Annotated in this window: 19 protein-coding genes; 11 read left to right on the top strand and 8 right to left on the bottom strand. The window is 66.6% G+C overall.

Going from position 1 to position 19825, the window contains the following annotated elements; genetic code table 11:
• The 3 genes from JOY90_RS22995 to JOY90_RS22985 form a co-directional block, all read left to right on the top strand.
• Positions 1-1431: NAD(P)/FAD-dependent oxidoreductase (locus tag JOY90_RS22995; RefSeq protein WP_291693406.1), on the top strand; the 1431-nt coding region annotated here is incomplete at its 5' end.
• Between the two features lie 97 nt (positions 1432-1528).
• Positions 1529-1981, top strand: coding sequence for a hypothetical protein (locus JOY90_RS22990; RefSeq protein WP_291693405.1), 453 nt, complete (start codon positions 1529-1531; stop codon positions 1979-1981).
• Positions 1982-2057: 76 nt separating this feature from the next.
• Positions 2058-2501: a DUF1810 domain-containing protein gene (locus JOY90_RS22985; RefSeq protein WP_291693404.1), complete on the top strand. Its 444-nt coding sequence runs from the start codon at positions 2058-2060 to the stop codon at positions 2499-2501.
• On the opposite strand, the gene JOY90_RS22980 is transcribed toward JOY90_RS22985, so the two are convergent.
• Positions 2450-3028 (bottom strand): hypothetical protein, encoded by a 579-nt coding sequence (locus tag JOY90_RS22980; RefSeq protein WP_291693403.1) that lies wholly within the window; start codon positions 3026-3028, stop codon positions 2450-2452. The genes JOY90_RS22985 and JOY90_RS22980 overlap by 52 nt on opposite strands.
• A gap of 94 nt (positions 3029-3122) precedes the next feature.
• Positions 3123-3572, bottom strand: a complete 450-nt coding sequence (locus JOY90_RS22975) for an Hsp20 family protein (protein ID WP_291693402.1) — start codon at positions 3570-3572, stop codon at positions 3123-3125.
• Positions 3573-3595: 23 nt separating this feature from the next.
• Between JOY90_RS22975 and JOY90_RS22970 the strand changes: the two genes are divergently transcribed.
• Entirely contained in the window at positions 3596-4033 is a 438-nt protein-coding gene (locus JOY90_RS22970) for a hypothetical protein (protein WP_291693408.1), read from the top strand.
• Between the two features lie 70 nt (positions 4034-4103).
• Here the strand turns inward: JOY90_RS22970 and JOY90_RS22965 are convergent, their stop codons facing one another.
• The 3 genes from JOY90_RS22965 to galE form a co-directional block, all read right to left on the bottom strand.
• A complete protein-coding gene (locus JOY90_RS22965) occupies positions 4104-4808 on the bottom strand; it encodes a fumarylacetoacetate hydrolase family protein (RefSeq protein WP_291693401.1) in 705 nt (234 codons plus the stop codon).
• Positions 4809-4853: 45 nt separating this feature from the next.
• Positions 4854-6656, bottom strand: coding sequence for an ABC transporter ATP-binding protein (locus JOY90_RS22960; RefSeq protein ID WP_291693400.1), 1803 nt, complete (start codon positions 6654-6656; stop codon positions 4854-4856).
• Between the two features lie 92 nt (positions 6657-6748).
• Positions 6749-7765, bottom strand: a complete 1017-nt coding sequence (gene galE / locus JOY90_RS22955; RefSeq protein WP_291693399.1) for a UDP-glucose 4-epimerase GalE — start codon at positions 7763-7765, stop codon at positions 6749-6751.
• 132 nt (positions 7766-7897) lie between these two features.
• On the opposite strand from galE, the gene JOY90_RS22950 reads away from it, so the two are divergent.
• On the top strand, positions 7898-8938 hold the full coding sequence (locus JOY90_RS22950; RefSeq protein ID WP_291693398.1) for a glycosyltransferase family 4 protein: 1041 nt from the start codon (positions 7898-7900) through the stop codon (positions 8936-8938).
• A 3-nt stretch (positions 8939-8941) separates the two neighbouring features.
• On the opposite strand, the gene waaF is transcribed toward JOY90_RS22950, so the two are convergent.
• Entirely contained in the window at positions 8942-10009 is a 1068-nt protein-coding gene (gene waaF / locus JOY90_RS22945; RefSeq protein WP_291693397.1) for a lipopolysaccharide heptosyltransferase II, read from the bottom strand.
• A 165-nt stretch (positions 10010-10174) separates the two neighbouring features.
• Here waaF and rfaD point away from each other — a divergent pair, with 165 nt between their 5' ends.
• The 5 genes from rfaD (at position 10175) to JOY90_RS22920 (ending at position 16880) form a co-directional block, all read left to right on the top strand.
• Complete coding sequence (gene rfaD, locus JOY90_RS22940) at positions 10175-11155, top strand: ADP-glyceromanno-heptose 6-epimerase (protein ID WP_291693396.1); 981 nt, start codon at positions 10175-10177, stop codon at positions 11153-11155.
• A 15-nt stretch (positions 11156-11170) separates the two neighbouring features.
• Entirely contained in the window at positions 11171-12643 is a 1473-nt protein-coding gene (rfaE1, locus tag JOY90_RS22935) for a D-glycero-beta-D-manno-heptose-7-phosphate kinase (protein WP_291693395.1), read from the top strand.
• 130 nt (positions 12644-12773) lie between these two features.
• On the top strand, positions 12774-14687 hold the full coding sequence (locus JOY90_RS22930; RefSeq protein WP_291693394.1) for an SDR family NAD(P)-dependent oxidoreductase: 1914 nt from the start codon (positions 12774-12776) through the stop codon (positions 14685-14687).
• A 34-nt stretch (positions 14688-14721) separates the two neighbouring features.
• On the top strand, positions 14722-15918 hold the full coding sequence (locus JOY90_RS22925; protein ID WP_291693393.1) for a glycosyltransferase family 4 protein: 1197 nt from the start codon (positions 14722-14724) through the stop codon (positions 15916-15918).
• A 14-nt stretch (positions 15919-15932) separates the two neighbouring features.
• The gene (locus JOY90_RS22920) at positions 15933-16880 is read left to right on the top strand and encodes an NAD-dependent epimerase/dehydratase family protein (protein ID WP_291693407.1); all 948 of its coding nucleotides are present in this window, start codon (positions 15933-15935) and stop codon (positions 16878-16880) included.
• Between the two features lie 120 nt (positions 16881-17000).
• Here JOY90_RS22920 and JOY90_RS22915 read toward each other — a convergent pair whose 3' ends face one another.
• On the bottom strand, positions 17001-18008 hold the full coding sequence (locus JOY90_RS22915; RefSeq protein WP_291693392.1) for a glycosyl transferase: 1008 nt from the start codon (positions 18006-18008) through the stop codon (positions 17001-17003).
• Between the two features lie 9 nt (positions 18009-18017).
• A complete protein-coding gene (locus JOY90_RS22910) occupies positions 18018-19001 on the bottom strand; it encodes a lysylphosphatidylglycerol synthase transmembrane domain-containing protein (protein WP_291693391.1) in 984 nt (327 codons plus the stop codon).
• 173 nt (positions 19002-19174) lie between these two features.
• Here JOY90_RS22910 and JOY90_RS22905 point away from each other — a divergent pair.
• The coding region (locus JOY90_RS22905; RefSeq protein WP_291693390.1) for an SDR family NAD(P)-dependent oxidoreductase at positions 19175-19825 on the top strand (651 nt) is incomplete at its 3' end.

The raw sequence follows: 19825 nt of genomic DNA, 5'->3' as shown, positions 1-19825 counted from the left end.
GTGGGCGCCGGCCTGTCCGGCATCGGCGCCGGCTATCATTTGCAGCAGGAGGCGCCGAAAAAGACCTACGCGATCCTCGAAGGACGCGACTGCATCGGCGGCACCTGGGACCTGTTTCGCTATCCCGGCATCCGCTCCGACAGCGACATGTTCACGCTCGGCTATTCGTTCAAGCCGTGGACCGACCCGAAGGCGATCGCCGACGGCCCGCAGATCCTGAAATATGTCCGCCGGACCGCGGCCGAGAACGGCATCGACGGCAAGATCAGGTTCCGCCATCGCGTGACGCGCGCGTCGTGGTCGAGCAGCGATGCGCGCTGGACGGTGGAGGCCGAGCATGCGCGCGACGACGGTGCGACCGAAACCGTGCGCTTCACCTGCAATTTCCTGTTCATGTGCTCGGGCTATTATCGCTACGAGGCGGGCTATACGCCGGAATTTGCCGGCACCGCCGATTTCAGGGGCCGCATCGTCCATCCGCAGCAATGGCCCGAGGATATCGACTACGCCGGCAAGCGCGTGGTCGTGATCGGCTCGGGCGCGACCGCGGTGACGCTGGTGCCGGAGCTGGCGAAGACCGCAGGCCACGTCACCATGCTGCAGCGCTCGCCGACCTATGTGGTGTCGCGGCCGGCGCAGGATGCGCTCGCCAACAAGCTGCGGCGCAATCTCACCCCGGGTCTCGCCTATCACCTGATCCGCTGGCGCAACGTGCTGTTCGGGATGTATTTCTTTCAGCTCTCCAGGCGCAAGCCGGCGCAGGTGAAGAACCTGATCCTGCGCGGCGTCAAGGCCGCGCTCGGGCCGGACTACGACATCGCCACCCATTTCACGCCGCGCTACAATCCCTGGGACCAGCGGCTCTGCCTCGTGCCCGACGGCGACCTGTTCAAGGCGATCCGCGAGAAGCACGTCACCGTGGTGACGAAGGAGATCGACACCTTCGCGGAAGGCGGCATCCGCCTGACGGACGGCAGCCTGCTCGAGGCCGACATCGTCGTCACCGCGACCGGGCTCGTGCTGCAGGTTCTCGGCGGCGTGCAGGTCATGGTCGACGGTCGCGTGATCGATTTCTCCAGGGTGCTCAACTACAAGGGCATGATGTATTCGGACGTGCCCAATCTCGCGGCCGCGTTCGGCTACACCAACGCGTCCTGGACGCTGAAATGCGACCTCACCTGCGAATATGTCTGCCGCCTGCTCAACTACATGGACCGGCACAACTACCGGCGCTGCATGCCGCACAATGACGACCCCACCATCGAAGCGCTGCCGTCGCTCGATTTCACCTCGGGCTATGTCCGGCGCTCGGTGGCGAAGCTGCCGAAGCAGGGCTCGAGGCGGCCGTGGCGGCTCTACCAGAATTACGCGCTCGACATCGTCTCGCTCCGCTTCGGCAAGGTCGACGACGGCGTGATGAAGTATTCGTGACGTATCGCAGCAGCCTGCCCGAGCAGCAATCGCGTGGCGGCCGTGAGTCGGTTGCCGTAGCAAGGCGCTTCCGTGCGACGGCCAACGGAGTTCCTTGATGTTCGATTTTCTTCGAGGCCCGAAGCTTCCCGAGCGCAGAAGCACGATCACCTTCGACGAGCGGTATTGCCACAGCGCGGGGGCGCAGTCGGCGGCGAGGACCTACCAAATCGGCAAGGGGACGACCGAGATCGTCTTCGCGTTCGACGATTTCGACAAGTTCACCGGCATCTACTTTCTCCACAATCCATATCTGCCCGATGGGGTCAAGGACCTGGTGCGGGACAAGAAGGGCAGCTTCTGCGCGCAGCTCGTGCAGGGCGCGCCCTATGTCTGCACCGACGGTGTCGGATCGGACGGGCGCATCAGCTTCCGGCCGGACTCGCTGACCCCGCTCGGCCACCGCAAACGCCTGCGCAGCTTCACCGATGGCGTCATTGCCTTCGGCATCCTGGAGCCGGCGATCGGCCAGTTCCATGTGTTGTGGGCGACCATGTACAGGTCCGTCTAGATGCTATTTCTGTCGCATTTCCTTTCGGAAAGCCGGTGTCCACCTTTCCGGGAAATGCTTTAGTTCGGAGGATGCCGTGAACGATCCTTTCGACCTCCACCGCTTCATCATCGCCCAGGCGTCAGTCTATCCTCAGGTGGTGGGCGAACTCACGGAGGGCAGGAAGCAGAGCCATTGGATGTGGTTCATCTTCCCGCAGATCGCCGGTCTCGGCTTCAGCCCGATGGCACAGCGCTATGCCATCGGCTCGAAGGCGGAGGCGATGGCCTATCTCGCGCACGCGGTGCTCGGGCCGCGCCTCGTCGAATGCACGCGGCTCGTGCTCGCCGTGAGGGACAGGGACATCCACGCCATTCTCGGCTCGCCCGACGACATGAAATTCCGCTCCTCGATGACGCTGTTCGGCGCCGTCTCCGAGCATCCGATCTTTGCCCAGGCGCTGACCGCCTATTGCGGCGGCGAAAAGGATCAGGCCACGCTCGACATGCTGGCCAGGCTGGATTCGGCCGCGCGCCCCTGACCTTCGTCTTGCCGGGATGGCTCGGACAACGGCGCGGCCTGCAGCTCCTCGGTGAGGCGCCGCTCGACGTAGCGGCGCTCGTGCTCGGTAAGCTGGGTGGCGAGCAGCCTGCGATAGCGTCGGACATTGCTCTCGCGGCTCCACGGCGAGTTCATCCCGGCATGCGGGGCGTGCGGCAGCAGGCGCTTCCTCGTTCGCGGCTCGAGTGGCCGCGAGGCGGCGGCTCGTGTGACGGTATAGGCCGGCAACCGCATCACGGCGCCGCCCGGCGGGCCGGGATCGTCATCGAGCTGTCGCAGCGCGGCGAGGATGTCGTCCAGCCGCAACGGCCGCGCAATGCCGGGGATCTTGCGATAGGCGGGACACGATTCGACGGCGTAGATGTCCGAGGCCCAGCAGGACAAGATGGCCCGCTTCTCGGCGTTCGTAAGCCTGGGGTCCAGGACCACGCCGTCGGGTGAGTGATAATGCGATACGGGATGGAACAACGCGTCCACGGAATGGATCGTGCAATCAGCCTGGCTCATGGGATGTCTCCTTGCTGCTCCTTTCGTCCAGAGACGGTGGGGCGGCGGCACGGCCGCCGCCCGGGGTCATCGGTTTCAGGCGACGCGCGTCGGTCTAGGCGGCCTTCTGGGTGATCTGGGCGGACGGCGCGGCGCCGCCGATCGCGATCCGGCGCGGCTTCATGGCCTCCGGAATCTCGCGGACCAGCTCGATCCTGAGCAGGCCGTTGTCGAAGGTCGCGGCCTTGACCTGGACATGGTCGGCCAGGCTGAACTGCCGCTTGAACGGGCGGGCGGAAATGCCCTGATAGAGATATTCGCGCTGTTCCTTGTCCGCCTTGCGCCCTTCCACCATCAGCACGTTCTGCTCGGCCGTGACCGCGATCTCATCCGGGCGGAATCCGGCGAGCGCCAGCGAGATCTGGTAGCGGTCCTCGTCGAGCCGCTCGATGTTGTAGGGCGGATAATTGTCCTCGGCCGTGCGCTGGGTCTCGTCGAGGAGGTCGAACAGGCGGTCGAAGCCGATGGTCGAGCGCCACAGGGGAGCGAAGTCGTAAGTCCTCATAGCCAGGTCCTCCAAAGAGCAAGATGGATACGAAGGAGCGCAGGACACCTGTCCGGCGCCCGGTTGTTCCGCCGGACCGATTGGCATCCGGCACCGCCACTGGCGGCGAAAAAGGAATTAGAAAAACACAATCGGGTTTCAAGGGCCGCTGCAAAAAAAATTCGGAGGGAGGAACGCAAATCCCCTGCGCGGTTTTACCTGGCCACGCGGCCCGGCGAATCGGCCAAAACTGTGACTTGGTTAACGCCGGTTTAACCGACACATCCCTATGCTGGCGGCTTTCCGAGGCTGCTGACGAGGAGGCCATGGAAGCCCAAAAAATCGCCGTCGATGCCGTGGTCGTGCTGACCGGCTGCGAGCGCAGCGCGGTCGAAGCGTTCATCCGCCGCTTCTACCTCGCCGGGATCAGGGATCCCAAGCGGCTGACCTTCAAGGGCCTGCAGGCGCTGGCGCAGGACTGACGGCCTCGCCTCGAACGAAACGGCCCCGCTCGACGGCGGGGACTTGCTCGCCTGATCGCGGCCAACAGCCCTAGGCCTTGGCCTCGCCGATCGCCACCTTCAGCGTCCCAACGCCGTCGACGCCGCATTCGATCCTGTCGCCGGGCACCACCGCGGCGACGCCGGCCGGCGTGCCCGTCATGATGATGTCGCCGGCGCCGATCTCGACCTGCTGCGACAGCTTCCAGATGATCTCCGGCACGCTCCAGATCAGCTCCGTGAGATCGCCCTTCTGCCGCTCGGTGCCGTTCACCGACAGCCAGATTTTGCCCTTGGCGGGATGGCCGATCTTCGCGGCCGGCTGCAGCGCGGAGCAGGGTGCCGAATGGTCGAACGACTTGCCGATCTCCCAGGGCCGCTCCTTCTTGCGGGCGGCCTGCTGCAGGTCGCGCCGGGTGAGGTCGATGCCGACCGCATAGCCATAGACGTGGTCGAGCGCCTTGTCTGCTCCGATGTTCGTCCCGCCGCTCTTCATCGCCACCACCAGCTCGACCTCGTGATGCATGTCCTTGGTCAGCGGCGGGTAGGGGATCGTGGCGCCGTCCTTCTCCAGCATGTCGGCGTGCTTGGCGAAGAAGAACGGCGGGTCGCGCTCGTCATTGCCCATCTCGCGGATGTGCTCGAGATAGTTGCGGCCGACGCACCAGATGCGGCGCACCGGAAATGACCCGGACTCGCCGGCGACCGGAACGGAAGCCTGCGGCGGCGCGGGAATGACGAAGGACGTGGCGTTCATGAAATGGTCTCGATGGGTTACGGAGAATGAGATCGGGCGCGCAATCTACGCGGTCGCGCTGACCGGCGCCAGAGCGCCGGCATCGCGATGCTGCAGCCGGAAGAACGAGGCGTAGCGGCCGCCCCGGCGCAGCAGCTCGTCATGGCGGCCGCGCTCGACGATCTCGCCGGCCTCGACCACCAGGATGGTATCGGCATGCGTGATGGTGTGCAGGCGGTGGGCGATCACGATGGTGGTGCGGTTCTGGCAGAGATGCTCGATCGCCTCCTGCACCTGCTTCTCCGATTCCGAGTCCAGCGCGGCGGTGGCCTCGTCGAGCAGGATGATCGGCGCATTCTTGATCAGCGCGCGCGCCACCGCGACGCGCTGGCGCTGGCCGCCGGACAGTTGCGCGCCATGCTCGCCGACCGGGGTGTCGTAGCCGAGCGGGAAGCCCATGATGAAATCATGCGCACAGGCGGCTTTGGCCGCCTCGACGATCTCGGCCTCGCTCGCGCCCGGCCTGCCGAAGGCGATGTTGGCGCGGATGGTGTCGCGGAACAAATAGACGTCCTGCCCGACATAGGCGGTCTGCTGCCGCAGCGAGCGCCGCGACACCTTGGAGACCGACTGCCCGTCGATCAGGATGTCGCCCTGCGTCACCTCGTAGAAGCGCAGCAGCAGGGCCAGCACGGTCGACTTGCCGCCGCCGGAGGGGCCGACCATCGCGGTGACCTTGCCGGGCTCGGCCACGAAACTCATGCGGTTGAGCACGGTCTCGCCGGCGCGATAGGCGAACGACACGTCGGAGAGCTCGACGCGGGATTCGGTCAGTTTCAATGCCGGCCTGTCGTCGTCGGCGATCTCCGTCGGCGGGCTGTCGACGACGTCGAGCAGCATGCGGGCGCCGACGAGCTGGCTGTTGAGGTCGATGTTGAGCCGCGCCAGCCGCTTGGCCGGCTCATAGGCCATCAGGAATGCGGTCAGGAACGAGAAGAACTGCCCGGGTGTCGCGTTCAGCGCCACCACGCCGTAGCCGCCATACATCAAGCCGCCGGCGACCGCGAGGCCGCCGAGCGTCTCCATCAGCGGGCTCGAGCGGTTCGACACCCGCGCCATCTTGTTGGCGTTGCGCTCGACGGCCGTGATGCTCTGGTCGATGCGCTCGCGCATCGTCTCTTCCAGCGTGAAGGCCTTCACCGTGCGGATGCCCTGCAGGGATTCCTGCATCGTCTCCAGGATGTCGGCGGTGCCGGTGAACTGGTTGTAGGCGAGCCCCTTGATCCGCTTCACGAGCTTGCGCAGGAACAGCATCGCCGGCGGCGCAATCAGGAAGCCCAGCATCGCCATGTAGGCGTCCTGGATCAGCATGACGGCGACCAGGCCGACCAGCAGCAGCAGGTCGCGCCCGACCGCGTTGATCAGCAGGTTCAGCACCTGGGTGACGGAGTTCGCGCCGGCGGTGAGCCGGGCGAGAAATTCCGACGAGTGCCGCTCGGAGAAGAAGGCGACGCTCTCGCTCATCAGTTTGGCGAACAGCCGGCGCTGGTTGTTGGCGAGGATGGCGTTGGAAATCCTCGACAGCGTCACGGTCTGGGCATAGATCGCGAAGCCGCGGACGATGAACAGCAGCAGGATGATGCCCGAGAAGATCGCGATCCCCGGGATGTTCTTGTCGACATAGGCCTTGTTGATGGCTTCGCCGAGGATGTAGGCGGAGAGCGAAGTGGCACCCGCGGCAACCCCCATCAGCGCGAAGGCATAGAGATAGCGCCGCCAATAGGCCGCACCCTGCTCCATGACCAGGCGGCGAATCAGCACCGCGGCGCCATGCGGATCGTCGGTTATCTTCTTAGGAAAAGTGGCCATCCCGTGTCCCTGACGGCCGGTCCGGATGCGCCGGCGCGTCCAGCGCTCATTGCCCGCTGCGTCGGGCTTTTTCAAGCCTGTTTGGTGCGACGTTACGCCGAGGCCGCGTGCCGGACCTCGCCATGGCGCTCGCGGAACAATTTCTCCTCCCAGGCGAGCGCATGCGCGGCAATGGTCTCGAGGTTGTCGTAGCGTGGCGCCCAGTCTAGCGTCGCGCGCATGCGGCTGGTGTCGGCGACCATGGTCATGATGTCGCCGGGGCGGCGCTGTGCATATTGAACCGCGAAATTGCGCCCCGACACCCGCCGCACCGCCTCGATCGTCTCCAGCACCGAGTAGCCGCGGCCATAGCCGCAATTCAGCGTCACGGACGCGCCGCCGCCGCGCAGATACGACAGCGCCGCGCGATGGGCCTCGGCGAGATCGGCGACATGGATGAAATCGCGGATGCAGCTGCCGTCCGGCGTCGGATAATCGGTGCCGAACACGTCGATCTTGGCGCGCTGGCCGGTCGCGGCCTCGACCGCGATCTTGAGCAAATGCGTGGCGCCGATGGTGGCGAGGCCCATGCGGCCTTTCGGATCGGCGCCTGCGACGTTGAAATAGCGCAGCACGACATAGTTCAAGCCGTAGGCCGATGCAGCATCGTGCAGCATGATCTCGGACATCAGCTTGGAGAAGCCATAGGGCGACAGCGGCCGGGTCGTCGCATCCTCGCGCACCGGAACGTGGTCCGGATTGCCGTAGACCGCTGCCGTCGAGGAGAAGATGAAGCGGCCGACGCCGCGTTTCACCGCCGCGTTGATCAGGCTGCGCGTCGTCATGGTGTTGTTGCGATAGTAGCCGAGCGGGTCGCGCATCGATTCCGGCACCACCACGGAGCCCGCAAAATGGATGATGCTCTCGACGCCGTGCTCGCCGATGACGCGCTCGACCAGGCTCTCGTCGCCGGCGTCGGCGATGACCAGCGGCACGTGCTGCGGCAGGAACTGCGCGAAGCCGGTGGAGAGATTGTCGACCACGACGACGTTCTCGCCGGCTTCCGCCAGCGCATGCACCATGTGACTTCCGATATAGCCGGCTCCGCCGGTGACCAGCACCGCCGCCATGTCCAAACACCCGCCTCGCTCGTTCTTGTGTCGCAAGCTAACCGCGTGCGGTGAAGAGCGGGTTTTACGGGCGCCCTAAACTGGCCACGATGATTAATGTTGCGTATAGGAGTTCGCCAAATGGAGCGTTAAGTGCCGAGCGATCTTCCCCGCAATCTCGAATTGATCGTGCCGAACCTGCACCGGCGCTATTCGGGGGTCACCGCGACCAACCGCATGGTCGCGCCGAGACTGGCAGGATTGTTTCGCGCCGCCTGGTTCGGCTCCGATGCGCCCGAGGGCATCGCGCGCATGGGCTTTTTCGATCTCCTGAAGCTGTGGCGGCGCCGCGCGCCGCTGATCTGGCACGCGCGGCGCAACAACGAGATGATCGTGGGCGTCGTGCTGCGGTCTCTCGGCTGGCCCTTGAAGCTGGTGTTCACCTCGGCGGCGCAGCGCCACCACACCTGGATCACGCGCGCCCTGATCCGGCGGATGGACGCGATCATCGCGACCAGCGATCTGTCGGCGTCCTATCTGAAGCGCGCCGCGACCGTGATCCCGCATGGCGTCGACACCGACGTCTATGCGCCGCCTGCCGATCGCGCGGCGGCGTTCGCGGAGGCCGGCCTGCCCGGGCGCTATGCCATCGGCTGCTTCGGTCGCGTGAGGGCGCAGAAGGGCAGCGACGTCTTCGTCGAGGCGATGTGCGAACTCCTGCCGCGCCATCCCGATTTCACCGCCGTGCTGGTGGGCGCGATCACCGTGGAGCAGCAGGCGTTCGCCAGCGAACTGAGGCAGAAGATCGCGGCCGCGGGTCTTGCGTCGCGCATCCTGATCACCGGCGAGCTCGAGATCGCGGGGGTGCAGCGCTGGTACCAGCGCCTGACGATCTATGCCTTCACCTCGCGCAACGAGGGGTTTGGGCTCACGCTGATCGAGGCGATGGCCGTGGGCGCTGCGCTGGTCGCGGCTCGCGCCGGCGCCGCCGAGCTCGTGGTCGAGGACGGCGTCACCGGCGTGCTGGTGCCGCCGGGTGATGCGGCCGCGCTCGCGGCAGCGCTGGAGCCGCTGCTGCGCGATCCGGGGGCCGCCGAAGCGATGGGCGCCCGGTCGCGGCAGCGCGTGGTGGAGCGGTTCAGCCTGGACGCCGAGGCCAACCGGATCGCCGAGGTCTATCGGGCGCTGGTCTGAGCGTCAGTGCGCGGCGCGGGCTGCCGCCTCGGCCAGCACACGTGCGGCGATCTCGGCCACGTCGGCGGCCGGGATGTCGCGCATGCAGCGGTGGTCGTTGATGCGGCAGACCGGGCGCTGGCAAGGCTGGCACGGCACATGGGTCTTTGTCTGGACGGTGGCCGCAAGGCCGTTCAGGGGCGCCCAGAGATAGGGGCTGGTCGGCCCGAAAATGCCCATGGTCGGGGTGCCCAGGGCGGCGGCGACGTGCATCAGGCCGGAATCGTTCGAGATCGCCACCTGCGCCGCCGCCATGGCCAGCACACCGTTGCGCAGGTCGGTGCCGGTGAGGTCGCGAACGCCGGCGCCGCCGCTGGCGACGATCTCCTGGGCCAAGGCTTTTTCGCCGGGGCCGCCCACCACCCAGACTTCGAGGCCCTTTTGCGCGAGAAGCCTCGCGGCCCCGGGATAATGGGTCCAGCGTTTGGCGGGGCCGACCGAGCCGGGCGCCAGCGCGACCGCCGTCCCACCGCCAAGCCCGTTGGCCTGCCGCCAGCGGCCGATCGCCTCGGCGGGAACCCGCAGCTCCGGCACCGGCCACGCAGGTGGCAAGGGGGCGCCGTCCGGCAAAGCGAGCGCGGCGAGCTTGTCGATGAAGCGGGGCAGGGCCTTCTCGCCCCAGCGCCAGCGGTTCAAGAGCCCGAACCGGAACTCGCCGACGAAGCCGACCCGCTCCGGAATTCCGGCCAGCGCCGGCGCCAGCGCCGACTTCCAGGTCCGGGGCAGGATCAGGGCGGTCCGATAGCCATTGGCCTTCAGCAACGTCGCCAGGCCCCATTGCTTCGCCAGCGCCAGCCGGCTGCGCGGCAGATCCCAGACAATGCCGGCACGGACGCCCGGCATGTAGTCGACCAGCGGCGCGCACAGCGATGTGGTCAGGACATCCACCGGGCGGTTTGGCCAGCGTTGCTTCAGCACCCGGACGACGGAATGACCGCGGACGAAGTCGCCGATCCACATATAGGGGATGACCAGGATCGGGCTGGTATCCACCGACTCGGGCACCTCCATATCGGGCGAATTAATATTCATTCTTTGCAAGCTTGGGCCGTTTCGGCTGGCGCACGTCGGTAGCCGCTCCCGGCGAGCAGGTAAAGCGGCGCTAAGCATCCTTCCGCCAGTCTCATCGGCCAAGTTGCCTGCGGGGCGCCGCTGAGGCAAAGGTGCAGCGCGCAAATCAGGGGGTGTTCGGGACGCATGTTCCTGGTGACCGGCGGCGCCGGCTTTATCGGATCGAATGTCGTGGCGGCCTTGAACGAGGCCGGGCACGCCGACGTGGTGGTCTGCGATGCGCTCGGCCACGAGGGCAAATGGCGCAATCTCGCCAAGCGCCAGCTTGCGGACGTCGTGCCGCCGGCCGAGCTGGATGACTGGCTGAAAGGACGGAAGCTCGAAGCCGTCCTGCATCTCGGCGCGATCTCGGAGACCACGGCAACCGACGGCGATCTGGTGATCGAGACCAATTTCCGTCTGTCGCTGCGGCTGCTCGACTGGTGCACGGCGACCGCGACGCCGTTCATCTACGCCTCGTCGGCGGCGACCTATGGCGACGGTGCGCAGGGCTTTCGCGACGACCCGTCGCTCGCGGCGCTGAAGATGCTGCGGCCGATGAACCTCTACGGCTGGAGCAAGCACCTGTTCGACATGGCGGTCGCAAGGCGTGCCGAGCGCGGCGAGAAGCTGCCGCCGCAATGGGTGGGCCTGAAATTCTTCAACGTGTTCGGTCCCAACGAGTATCACAAGGGCACGATGGCGAGCGTGCTGGCGCGCCGCTTCGGCGACATCCGCTCCGGCCGGCCCGTGCAGCTCTTCAAGTCGCATCGCGACGGCATCGCCGATGGCAACCAGCGGCGCGACTTCATCTATGTCGACGACGTCGTGCGGGTCATGATGTGGCTGCTCGCGACCCCGGGCGTCTGCGGGCTGTACAATGTCGGCACCGGCCGGGCGCGCAGCTTCAAGGATCTGATCTCGTCCGCCTATGCGGCGCTCGGCATCGCCGAGAACATCGAATATATCGATATGCCCTTGGCGATTCGCGACAGCTACCAGTACTTCACGCAGAGCGAGGCCGTCAGGCTGCACGCCGCGGGCTACAATGGCGGCTTCACGGCGCTGGAGGAGGCGGTCGCGCTTTACGTCAAGGGCTACCTCGATTGCGCCGATCGTTTCCGCTGACGAGCACGGGGACCGATGTTCGATTTTGACGCCTTGTCGAATGTGATGGCCCGCCAGACGGTGCTCTGCATCGGCGATCTCATGCTGGACGAATTCGTCTATGGCGAGGTGTCGCGGATCTCGCCGGAGGCGCCGGCGCCGGTCATCGCGGTCCAGCGCAGCGAGAGCAATATCGGCGGCGCCGGCAATGTCGCACGCAACATCGCCTCGCTCGGGGCGCGCTGCATCTTCGCCGGCCTGGTCGGCGCCGACGATGTCGGCGCGAAGCTGAAAAGGGAGCTCGCCGCGATGACCGGCATCGAGAGCGTGCTGGTCTGCGATGCGGCGCGGCCGACCACGCGCAAGGTGCGCTTCGTCTCCGAGCATTTCTCCACCCACATGCTGCGCGCCGACTGGGAGTTGGCGCAGCCCGCGGCCGCCGCCGTCGAGCAGGAGCTGATCGAAACCGTGCTGCCGCTGTTGCCGCGGGCCGACATCGTGCTGTTGTCCGATTATGCCAAGGGCGTGCTGACGGCGCGCGTGATCCGCAACGTGATCGAGGCCGCGAAAAAGGCGGGCAAGCGCGTGATCGTCGATCCGAAGAACCCGAATTTCGCGATCTATCGCGGCGCGACGCTGCTGACGCCGAACCGCAAGGAGTTCGCCGAGGCCACCCGCAGCCGTGCCGACAGCGATACGACGATCGCGGAGGCTGCGCAGGACCTGATGCAGCTCGCCGATTGCGAGGCCATCCTGGTGACGCAGAGCGAGCGCGGCATGACGTTGGTGCCGCGTCGGGGCGCACCGATCCACGTGCCGGCGCATCCGGTCAAGGTGCGCGACGTCTCGGGCGCCGGCGACACGGTCGTCGCCGTGCTCGCCACCGTGCTTGCGGCCGGCGCCGACTGGGAGACGTCGTTGCGCATGGCCAATGCGGCGGCGGCCGTCGCGGTCGGCAAGAAGGGCACCGCGTCCGTCTCGGTGGCGGAGCTGCGCCGACGCATCCTGCCGCATGCCTATCTCGCGGCCGAGGAGAAGATCATCGCCGCGGGCGGCGCGCTGGAGGTGCATCTTTTGGATTGGCGCAAGCAGGGCTTGCGGATCGGCTTCACCAATGGCTGTTTCGACATTCTCCATCCCGGCCACGTCAAGCTGCTGACCGCGGCGCGCGCCGCCTGCGACCGGCTGATCGTTGGCCTCAACAGCGACGCCTCGGTGCGACGGCTGAAAGGCGAGGGACGCCCGGTGCAGAACGAGCGCGCCCGCGCCGAGGTGCTGGCGGCGCTGGAAGCGGTCGATCTCGTCGCGATCTTCGAGGAGGACACGCCGATCCGGCTGATCACGGCGGTGAAGCCGGGCGTGCTGGTCAAGGGCGGCGACTACACCCGCGAGACCGTCGTCGGGCACGAGCTGGTCGAAGCCCATGGCGGCGTCGTGATGCTGGTCGACACCCTGCCGGGATTCAGCACGACCTCGCTCGTCAATCGCGCGCGGTCCGGCAAGGCCTGATCGTGCAGGACCCGGGATCAAGCGCTGTGAGTTCCTGCAACCGGGGCGCTGGCACGCACGCGGAAGATGGGCTATCAGCGGCGCGACCACTTGTCACAGCGGCAGGTGTCTGGACTGGCCGGTCGCTTGGATGACGCGTCTTTCTCATCTCACCCTCCGCAACTTCCTGATCGCGCTCCACGACGTGCTCGCGACGGCGGTGGCGTTGATTGCCGCTTTCTATCTGCGCTTCGACGGCGGCCCGCTGTTCTACGACCGGCTGCCGCTGCTGCTGCGCGTGCTGCCGTATTTTCTCGTCTTCAGTGTCGCGGTCTGCTACCTCCTCAACCTCACCACCGCCAAGTGGCGCTTCATCTCGCTGCCCGACGCGCTGAACATCCTGCGCGTGGCGACGGTGCTCGCCGTGGCGCTGGTCGTGCTCGACTACATCATCGTGGCGCCCTCGGTTGCAGGGAGCACGTTCTTCATCGGCCGGGTCACCATCATCCTCTACTGGTTTCTCGAGGTGTTCTGCCTGAGCGCCCTGCGCTTCGCCTATCGCTATTTCCGCTACACCAGGGTCAGGCATCACGCCCGCGTCGAGGATGCCTCGGCGGCGCTCCTGGTCGGGCGCGCGGCGGACGCCGAAATCCTGCTGCGCGGCATCGAGAGCGGCGCGGTGAAACGAATCTGGCCTGTCGGCGTGGTGTCGCCCTCCAGCGCCGACCGCGGCCAGCTCATCCGCAGCATCCCCGTGCTCGGCGGCATGGATGATATCGAGGACGTGATCGCGGACTTCTCCAGGCGCACCAAGCCGATCGTGCGCGTGGTGATGCTGCCGTCGGCCTTCGAGCCTGAGGCGCATCCGGAATCCGTGCTGATGCGCGCCAGGAGGCTCGGCCTGATCGTCAGCCGGCTGCCGTCGCTGGAGAGCGGCGATGCGCCGCGGCTCACCGCGGTGGCGGTCGAGGATCTGCTGCTGCGACCGTCGGAGAACATCGACCACGCCCGGCTGGAGGCACTGCTCAAGGGCAAGGCGGTGATCGTCACCGGCGGCGGCGGCTCGATCGGCTCGGAGATCTGCCACCGTATCGCGACCTTCGGCGCGGCGCGGCTGCTGATCCTTGAAAACTCCGAGCCTGCGCTCTACGCCGTCACCGAGTCGCTCGCTGCCCAACAGTCCTCGGCAACAATCGAGGGACGGATCGCGGATATTCGCGACCGCGATCGCGTCATCCGCCTGATGAAGGCGTTCAAGCCGGACCTCGTATTCCATGCCGCGGCGCTCAAGCACGTGCCGATCCTCGAGCGCGATTGGAGCGAGGGGGTCAAGACCAATATCTTCGGCTCGATCAACGTCGCTGACGCGGCGCTCGCGGCCGGCGCCGATGCAATGGTGATGATCTCGACCGACAAGGCGATCGAGCCGGTCTCGATGCTCGGCCTGACCAAGCGTTTCGCCGAGATGTACTGCCAGGCGCTCGACCACGATCTGGCGATCCAGGCCGCCGGCAAGCCGCGAATGCGGTTCATCTCCGTGCGCTTCGGCAATGTGCTGGCCTCGAACGGCTCGGTGGTGCCGAAATTCAAGGCCCAGATCGAGGCGGGCGGTCCGGTCACGGTCACCCATCCGGAGATGGTCCGCTACTTCATGACCATCCGCGAGGCCTGCGATCTCGTCATCACCGCGGCCGGGCATGCGCTCGCCGTCGAGCGGCCGAACGTGTCGGTCTACGTGCTCAACATGGGCCAGCCGGTCAAGATCGTCGATCTCGCCGAGCGCATGATCCGCCTGTCCGGGCTGCAGCCGGGCTTCGACATCGAGATCGTTTTCTCCGGCATGCGGCCGGGCGAGCGGCTGAACGAGATCCTGTTCGCGAGCCAGGAGCCGACGGTGGAGATCGGCGAGGCCGGCATCATGGCCGCCAGACCCAACCAGCCGCCGATGCAGACGCTGCGCAAATGGACCGCGGCGCTGGAGCAGGCGATCGTGCAAGACGATCCGACGACCATCAAAGCCATCCTCAAGGACGCCGTGCCGGAATTCGGATCGACCGCCGCCTGAGCCTTCCCGGCGGCGTCCCTTTGAAAAGCGATCGATGCCCGGAAAACTCGTCATCGTCAGCCAGCATTATCCGCCGGATCGCAGCACGACCGCGGCCATCATGCGCCAGATCGCCGAGCACCTGGCGGGCGAGCAGGAGGTCGTGGTGCTGTCGGGCTGGCCCGGCTCGGAGCGCGACGAGTCCGCGTTGGCGGGACGACCCGCGATCGTCGAGATCAGGAACAACATCACGGCCAAGGGCGCTCTGGTGCGGCGGGCTGCCGCCGAGTTGGCGTTCACGCTGCGCGCGTTCCTCGCCCTGCTCAGGCGGCTGCGGCCCGGCGACGTCGTACTCACCGTCACCGCGCCGTTCATGCTGCCCTACGCGGTGGTCGCCGCCGCATGGTTGCGGCGTGCCCGCTCGGCGCTGATCCTGCACGACCTCTATCCCGACGTGCTCGTCATGTCCGGCCTGTTGAAGCCGTCGTCCCTGGTGGCGATGGCGATGCGCGCCGCCAATGCGCTGATGTTCCGCGCGCTCGACGCCGTCATCACCATCGGCCGGGACGCCGAGCCCCTGCTTCTGCGCTACCGCGGCATGGCCCGGGACAGAATCCGCTTCATCCCGAACTGGACGACGGTCGCGCCCGCGGTGCGACCGGTCGATCCCGACAATCGCTATCGCCGCGGCCACGCCGCGCGCTTCTTCGTCGGACTGTCCGGTAATCTCGGTTTCACGCATGATCCCGAAATCGTGTTCGAGGCCGCGCGGTTGTTGCGGGACGAAGGTGGTATCCATTTTCTGCTGTCGGGCTGGGGCATCGGCTTCGAACGGCTGAGACAGTTCCAGGCCGAAGCGGAGCTTCCCAACGTAACCCTGTTCGAACGGGTCGAGGATGGCGAACTTGAACACTTCTTGTCCGCCGCCGACGTCTGGCTTATTCCCTATCGCAAGGACGTCGCCGGTGTCTCGGTGCCGAGCCGGTTCTATAACCTGCTGGCGGTGGGCCGATCCGTCATCCTGGTCTCCGAGCCTGAGGCCGAGGCCGCGATGACCGTTACTGACAACAGCCTCGGCTGGGTGGTGCGACCGGGCAGCGCGGTCGAACTGGCCGAAGCGGTCCGCGCCGCGTCGCTTTCCGCAGATCCGGCGCGAGCGGAACGCGCGGTGACCGTGGCCCGCAGTTTCGCGGCTGACGTGGCGATGGCGCGCTACGCCACGCTGATCGATGGACTGCTGCGCGGCGAATGATGGAAGGACGCTTGGTGGAAGAAGGGCGCAAGATGGTCCTGGTTACCGGCGCGAACGGCTTTGTCGGCCGCCATCTGGCGCCGGTGCTGGCGCGCCAGGGCTGGACCGTGCGCCGTGCGATGCGGCGCGCTGCGGAAGACGACCACGAGGGCGTCGTCGCGGTCGACACGGTCGGGCCGACGACGGATTGGGGAGCCGCGCTGGAGGGGGTGGAAGCGGTGGTCCACCTCGCGGCGCGCGTCCATCATCAGCACGAAGAGCACGCCGTGCGGCTCTATCGCAGCGTCAATATCGAGGGCACGCTGCATCTGGCGCGTTCGGCGCTCAAGGCGGGGGTGCGCAAGTTCGTGTTCGTCAGCACGGTGCTGGTGCATGGCCGCAGCAATCATGGCCGCGCGCCGTTCAGTGAGAACGACGTGCTGACGCCGAAGGGGCTGTACGGGATGTCGAAGGCGGCCGCCGAGGCCGGCCTCAAGACGCTGGCGATGGGCGGCGACATGGCCGTCACCGTGATCCGGCCGCCGCTGGTCTACGGTTCCGGCGCCAAGGGCAACTTCGCGATGCTGCTCAAGGCGGTGCGGCTGGGCATCCCGCTGCCCTTTGCCGCGATCGACAATCACCGCGCCTTTCTCTCGATCGAGAACCTGACCTCGTTCATCGCCTGGCGCCTGTCGGTCGAGGCCGGGAAATTCGACGTATTTCTGGTCGCGGACAAGGAACAGATATCGACACCGGATTTCATCGCGCGCATAGCCCGCGCGGCGGGTGTCAAGTCGTTGCTGTTTCCGTTGCCGATCCCTCTCCTGAGCCTGCTGCTGAAGACGACCGGGCGCCAGGATGCCCATGACAGCCTGCTCGGCTCGCTCGAGCTCGACCTTTCCAAGCTCGCCACGATCGACTGGCAGCCGCCGGTCAATCTGGACGAGGGCCTGCAGCGGGCGCTGACTGCGTCCGACGTGTAGAGCGTTTTCGAGCGAAGTGGATACCGGTTCGCGTTAAGAAAACGCGTCAACACAAAGAAGCTAGAGCTTCCGTTCCGATTCCATCGGAACGGAAAAAGCTCTAGGCGGCGCCTGCTGCGTTCAGCGGAGCGGCTTCCGGGAGAACCGGGCCAGCAGCACCGTCACCGCGGCGGCGCCGGCCACCAGCAGCAGCACGTTCAACAGCATCGATCCGCCGACGACCGCGATCATCGCCAGTACCGCGAGCGCCACGTTGAGCAGGAACACCGCGCGAACCACGCCCCAGACCGTGTAACCATTGTCGGTCGCGCGCTGGTAGAAATGCGTCCGGTGCGCGGCCCAGAACGGCTCGCGCCTCGCCACGCGGCGGACCAGCGTCAGCGTCGCATCCGCAAGATAATAGAGCGGCAGCAGCAGCGCCGCGGCAAGGTGATGCGCAAAGGCCAGTTGCAGCAGACACCATCCGAGCAGCAGGCCGATCGGCAGGCTGCCGACGTCGCCGAGGAAGACTTTTGCCACTGGCCGGTTGAGCGGCGCGAATCCGAGCATCGCCCCACATAGAGCTGCGGCAACGATCGTGGCGGGCAACGGCACTTCGCCAAGCCACCCGGCGATCACGACCGCCGCCGTGACCGGCACCGCCTCTGACACGGTCAAGAGGTCGAGCCCGTCCATGAAGTTGACGAGGTTCACGAACCAGAGGCCGGCGACGAGGAGGAGGCCGCGTTCGACCACGAGCGGAACCGCTTCCACCAGCCGCAACTCTTCCGGCGCGCCGAAGATCACGGCGCCGACGGCCAGTCCCTGCAGCAGCAGGCGCGGCAGCACGGGAATCGACTTGATGTCGTCCACGAATCCGACCAGCGCGACGAAGAGAGTAGCGGCGAACAGCATCGGCGGGATCGCAAATCCCAGCAGCGCGGCGCAGGCGGCGCTCACCGCGAGCGTGGCTGCGATCACCGCGATGCCGCCGCCCTGCGGCGTCGGAATGCGATGGGACGAACGGGCGTTGGGGCGGGCCAGCGCATAACGCTGCAACAGCGGACGGATCACCCATGTGATGCCGTAGGTCAGCGCTGCCGCGACCAGGAGGGCGAGCAGGATGACGGGCAATGGGGCGGCGGTCATGCGGGCATCTCAGGCTTGATCGAGCGGGACCGCTTCCTTGGGAAGCTCGATCGGCGCGGCGCCCTGGGCAGCTTTTTCCGCGCTCAATATCCAGACCAGGCCGCCGAAGGCGCCGACGATGAAGGATACCGCGCCGAACAGCAGCGAGACGTTGACGCCCTCGTTCGGCAGCAGTCCGGCATAGCCGAACGCCAGCCCCATGGTGGCTTCGCGCACGCCCCAGCCGGCGATCGAGATCGGCAGCATGGTGATCAGCATGACCGGCGGCACCAGCGCGAACATCTCGCCGAAGGTGGCGGGCGCCGCGATCGACTGCACCATGCACCAGGCGATGACGGCGGTCAGCGCATGCACCGAGAACGACAGCGCCGCGACCTTCGGCCCGTGCGCGCGGCTGAAGATGACGCGGTTGGCAATGACGGCGCAGGCGTGCAGGTGATGCGTGGCCCACCAGCGCTTCAGCCAGTCCCATTGCAGGGCGCCGAACACCAGGAAGCCGAGGCCGCCCGCCAGCGCCGCCAGATCGAGCAGGATCAGGCCCCAGCGGCCCTGCGGGTCGCCGATCAGCGCGAGGCTCCAGGGCAGGGTCGCGGCGATGATGAGGGCGAGCGCGATCAGGCCGACCGCGCGATCGACGAAGATCGAATAGGTCGCCGAGCGCCAGCCGGCGCCGTTGCGCGCCACCAGCCACAGCCGCACCGCGTCGCCGCCGATCGCCGACGGCAGCGTCTGGTTGAAGAACGTTCCGATCACGTTGAAGCGCATCGCCTGCGCGACCGGCAGCGGCGCATGGCATTCGGCGCTGATCTCGCGCCAGCGCAGTGCGCCGAGGAAGATCTGCAGGAACGTCACCGCGACCGCCGCCACGATCCAGACCAGGCTCGAGCCGGTGATGCGCGAGGCGAGATCGATCAGGTCGACCTTGCGGAGCGCGAGATAGAGCAGCGCCACGGAAACCAGGACCTTGATCGTCGAAAGCAGGATTCGGCGCATTTGCCCTTGCTTCTGCGAATGGCGGGGGGTGACGGGGCGGGGCCTTGTTATGGATTTAGGGACGCATTGGCAATAGTCGGGCGGAGCCGTCGCAATCCGCTATTGCGGCGGTCGCGACACCGTGGCTAAAGAGGCCGTACCCGGTCGCGGCCGGACCTGCATTGGGAAGCGCGATGTCGGATCAGGCAACACTCGTCACGGGAGCCGCCGGCTTTATCGGATTTCATCTCGCGCGCCAATTGCTGGCCGAAGGCCGCGAGGTCACGGGGCTGGACAATCTCAACAGCTACTATGATCCTTCGCTGAAGCAGGCGCGGCTTGCGATCCTGCGTGGCGAGGCGCGCTTCGAGTTTGTCGAGGCCGACCTTGCCGATCGCGCCGCCACCGCCGATCTGTTCGCCCGACGGCGATTCGCGACCGTCGTGCATCTGGCCGCGCAGGCCGGCGTGCGATATTCGATCGACCATCCCCATGCCTATGTCGACGCCAATCTCCAGGGCTTCATCAACGTGCTGGAGGGCTGCCGGCACAATGGTTGCCGTCACCTGGTCTATGCCTCGTCATCCTCCGTCTATGGCGCCAACGCCAAAATGCCCTTTTCGGTGGCAGACAGGGTCGATCATCCGGTCAGCCTCTATGCCGCCACCAAGAAAGCCAATGAGCTGATGGCGCATGCCTACGGCCATCTTTACCGTCTGCCGGTCACCGGCTTGCGGTTCTTCACGGTTTACGGTCCGTGGGGCAGGCCCGACATGGCGATCTTCCTGTTCACGCGGGCGATCCTCGAAGGTAAGCCGACCAGGCTCTTTAACCATGGCCGGATG

This window comes from Bradyrhizobium sp. (assembly GCF_019242285.1).
Classification (GTDB): Bacteria; Pseudomonadota; Alphaproteobacteria; order Rhizobiales; family Xanthobacteraceae; genus Bradyrhizobium.
The sequence above is the reverse complement of the archived record's forward strand: the minus strand, read 5'-3'. Positions and strand labels throughout refer to the sequence as shown.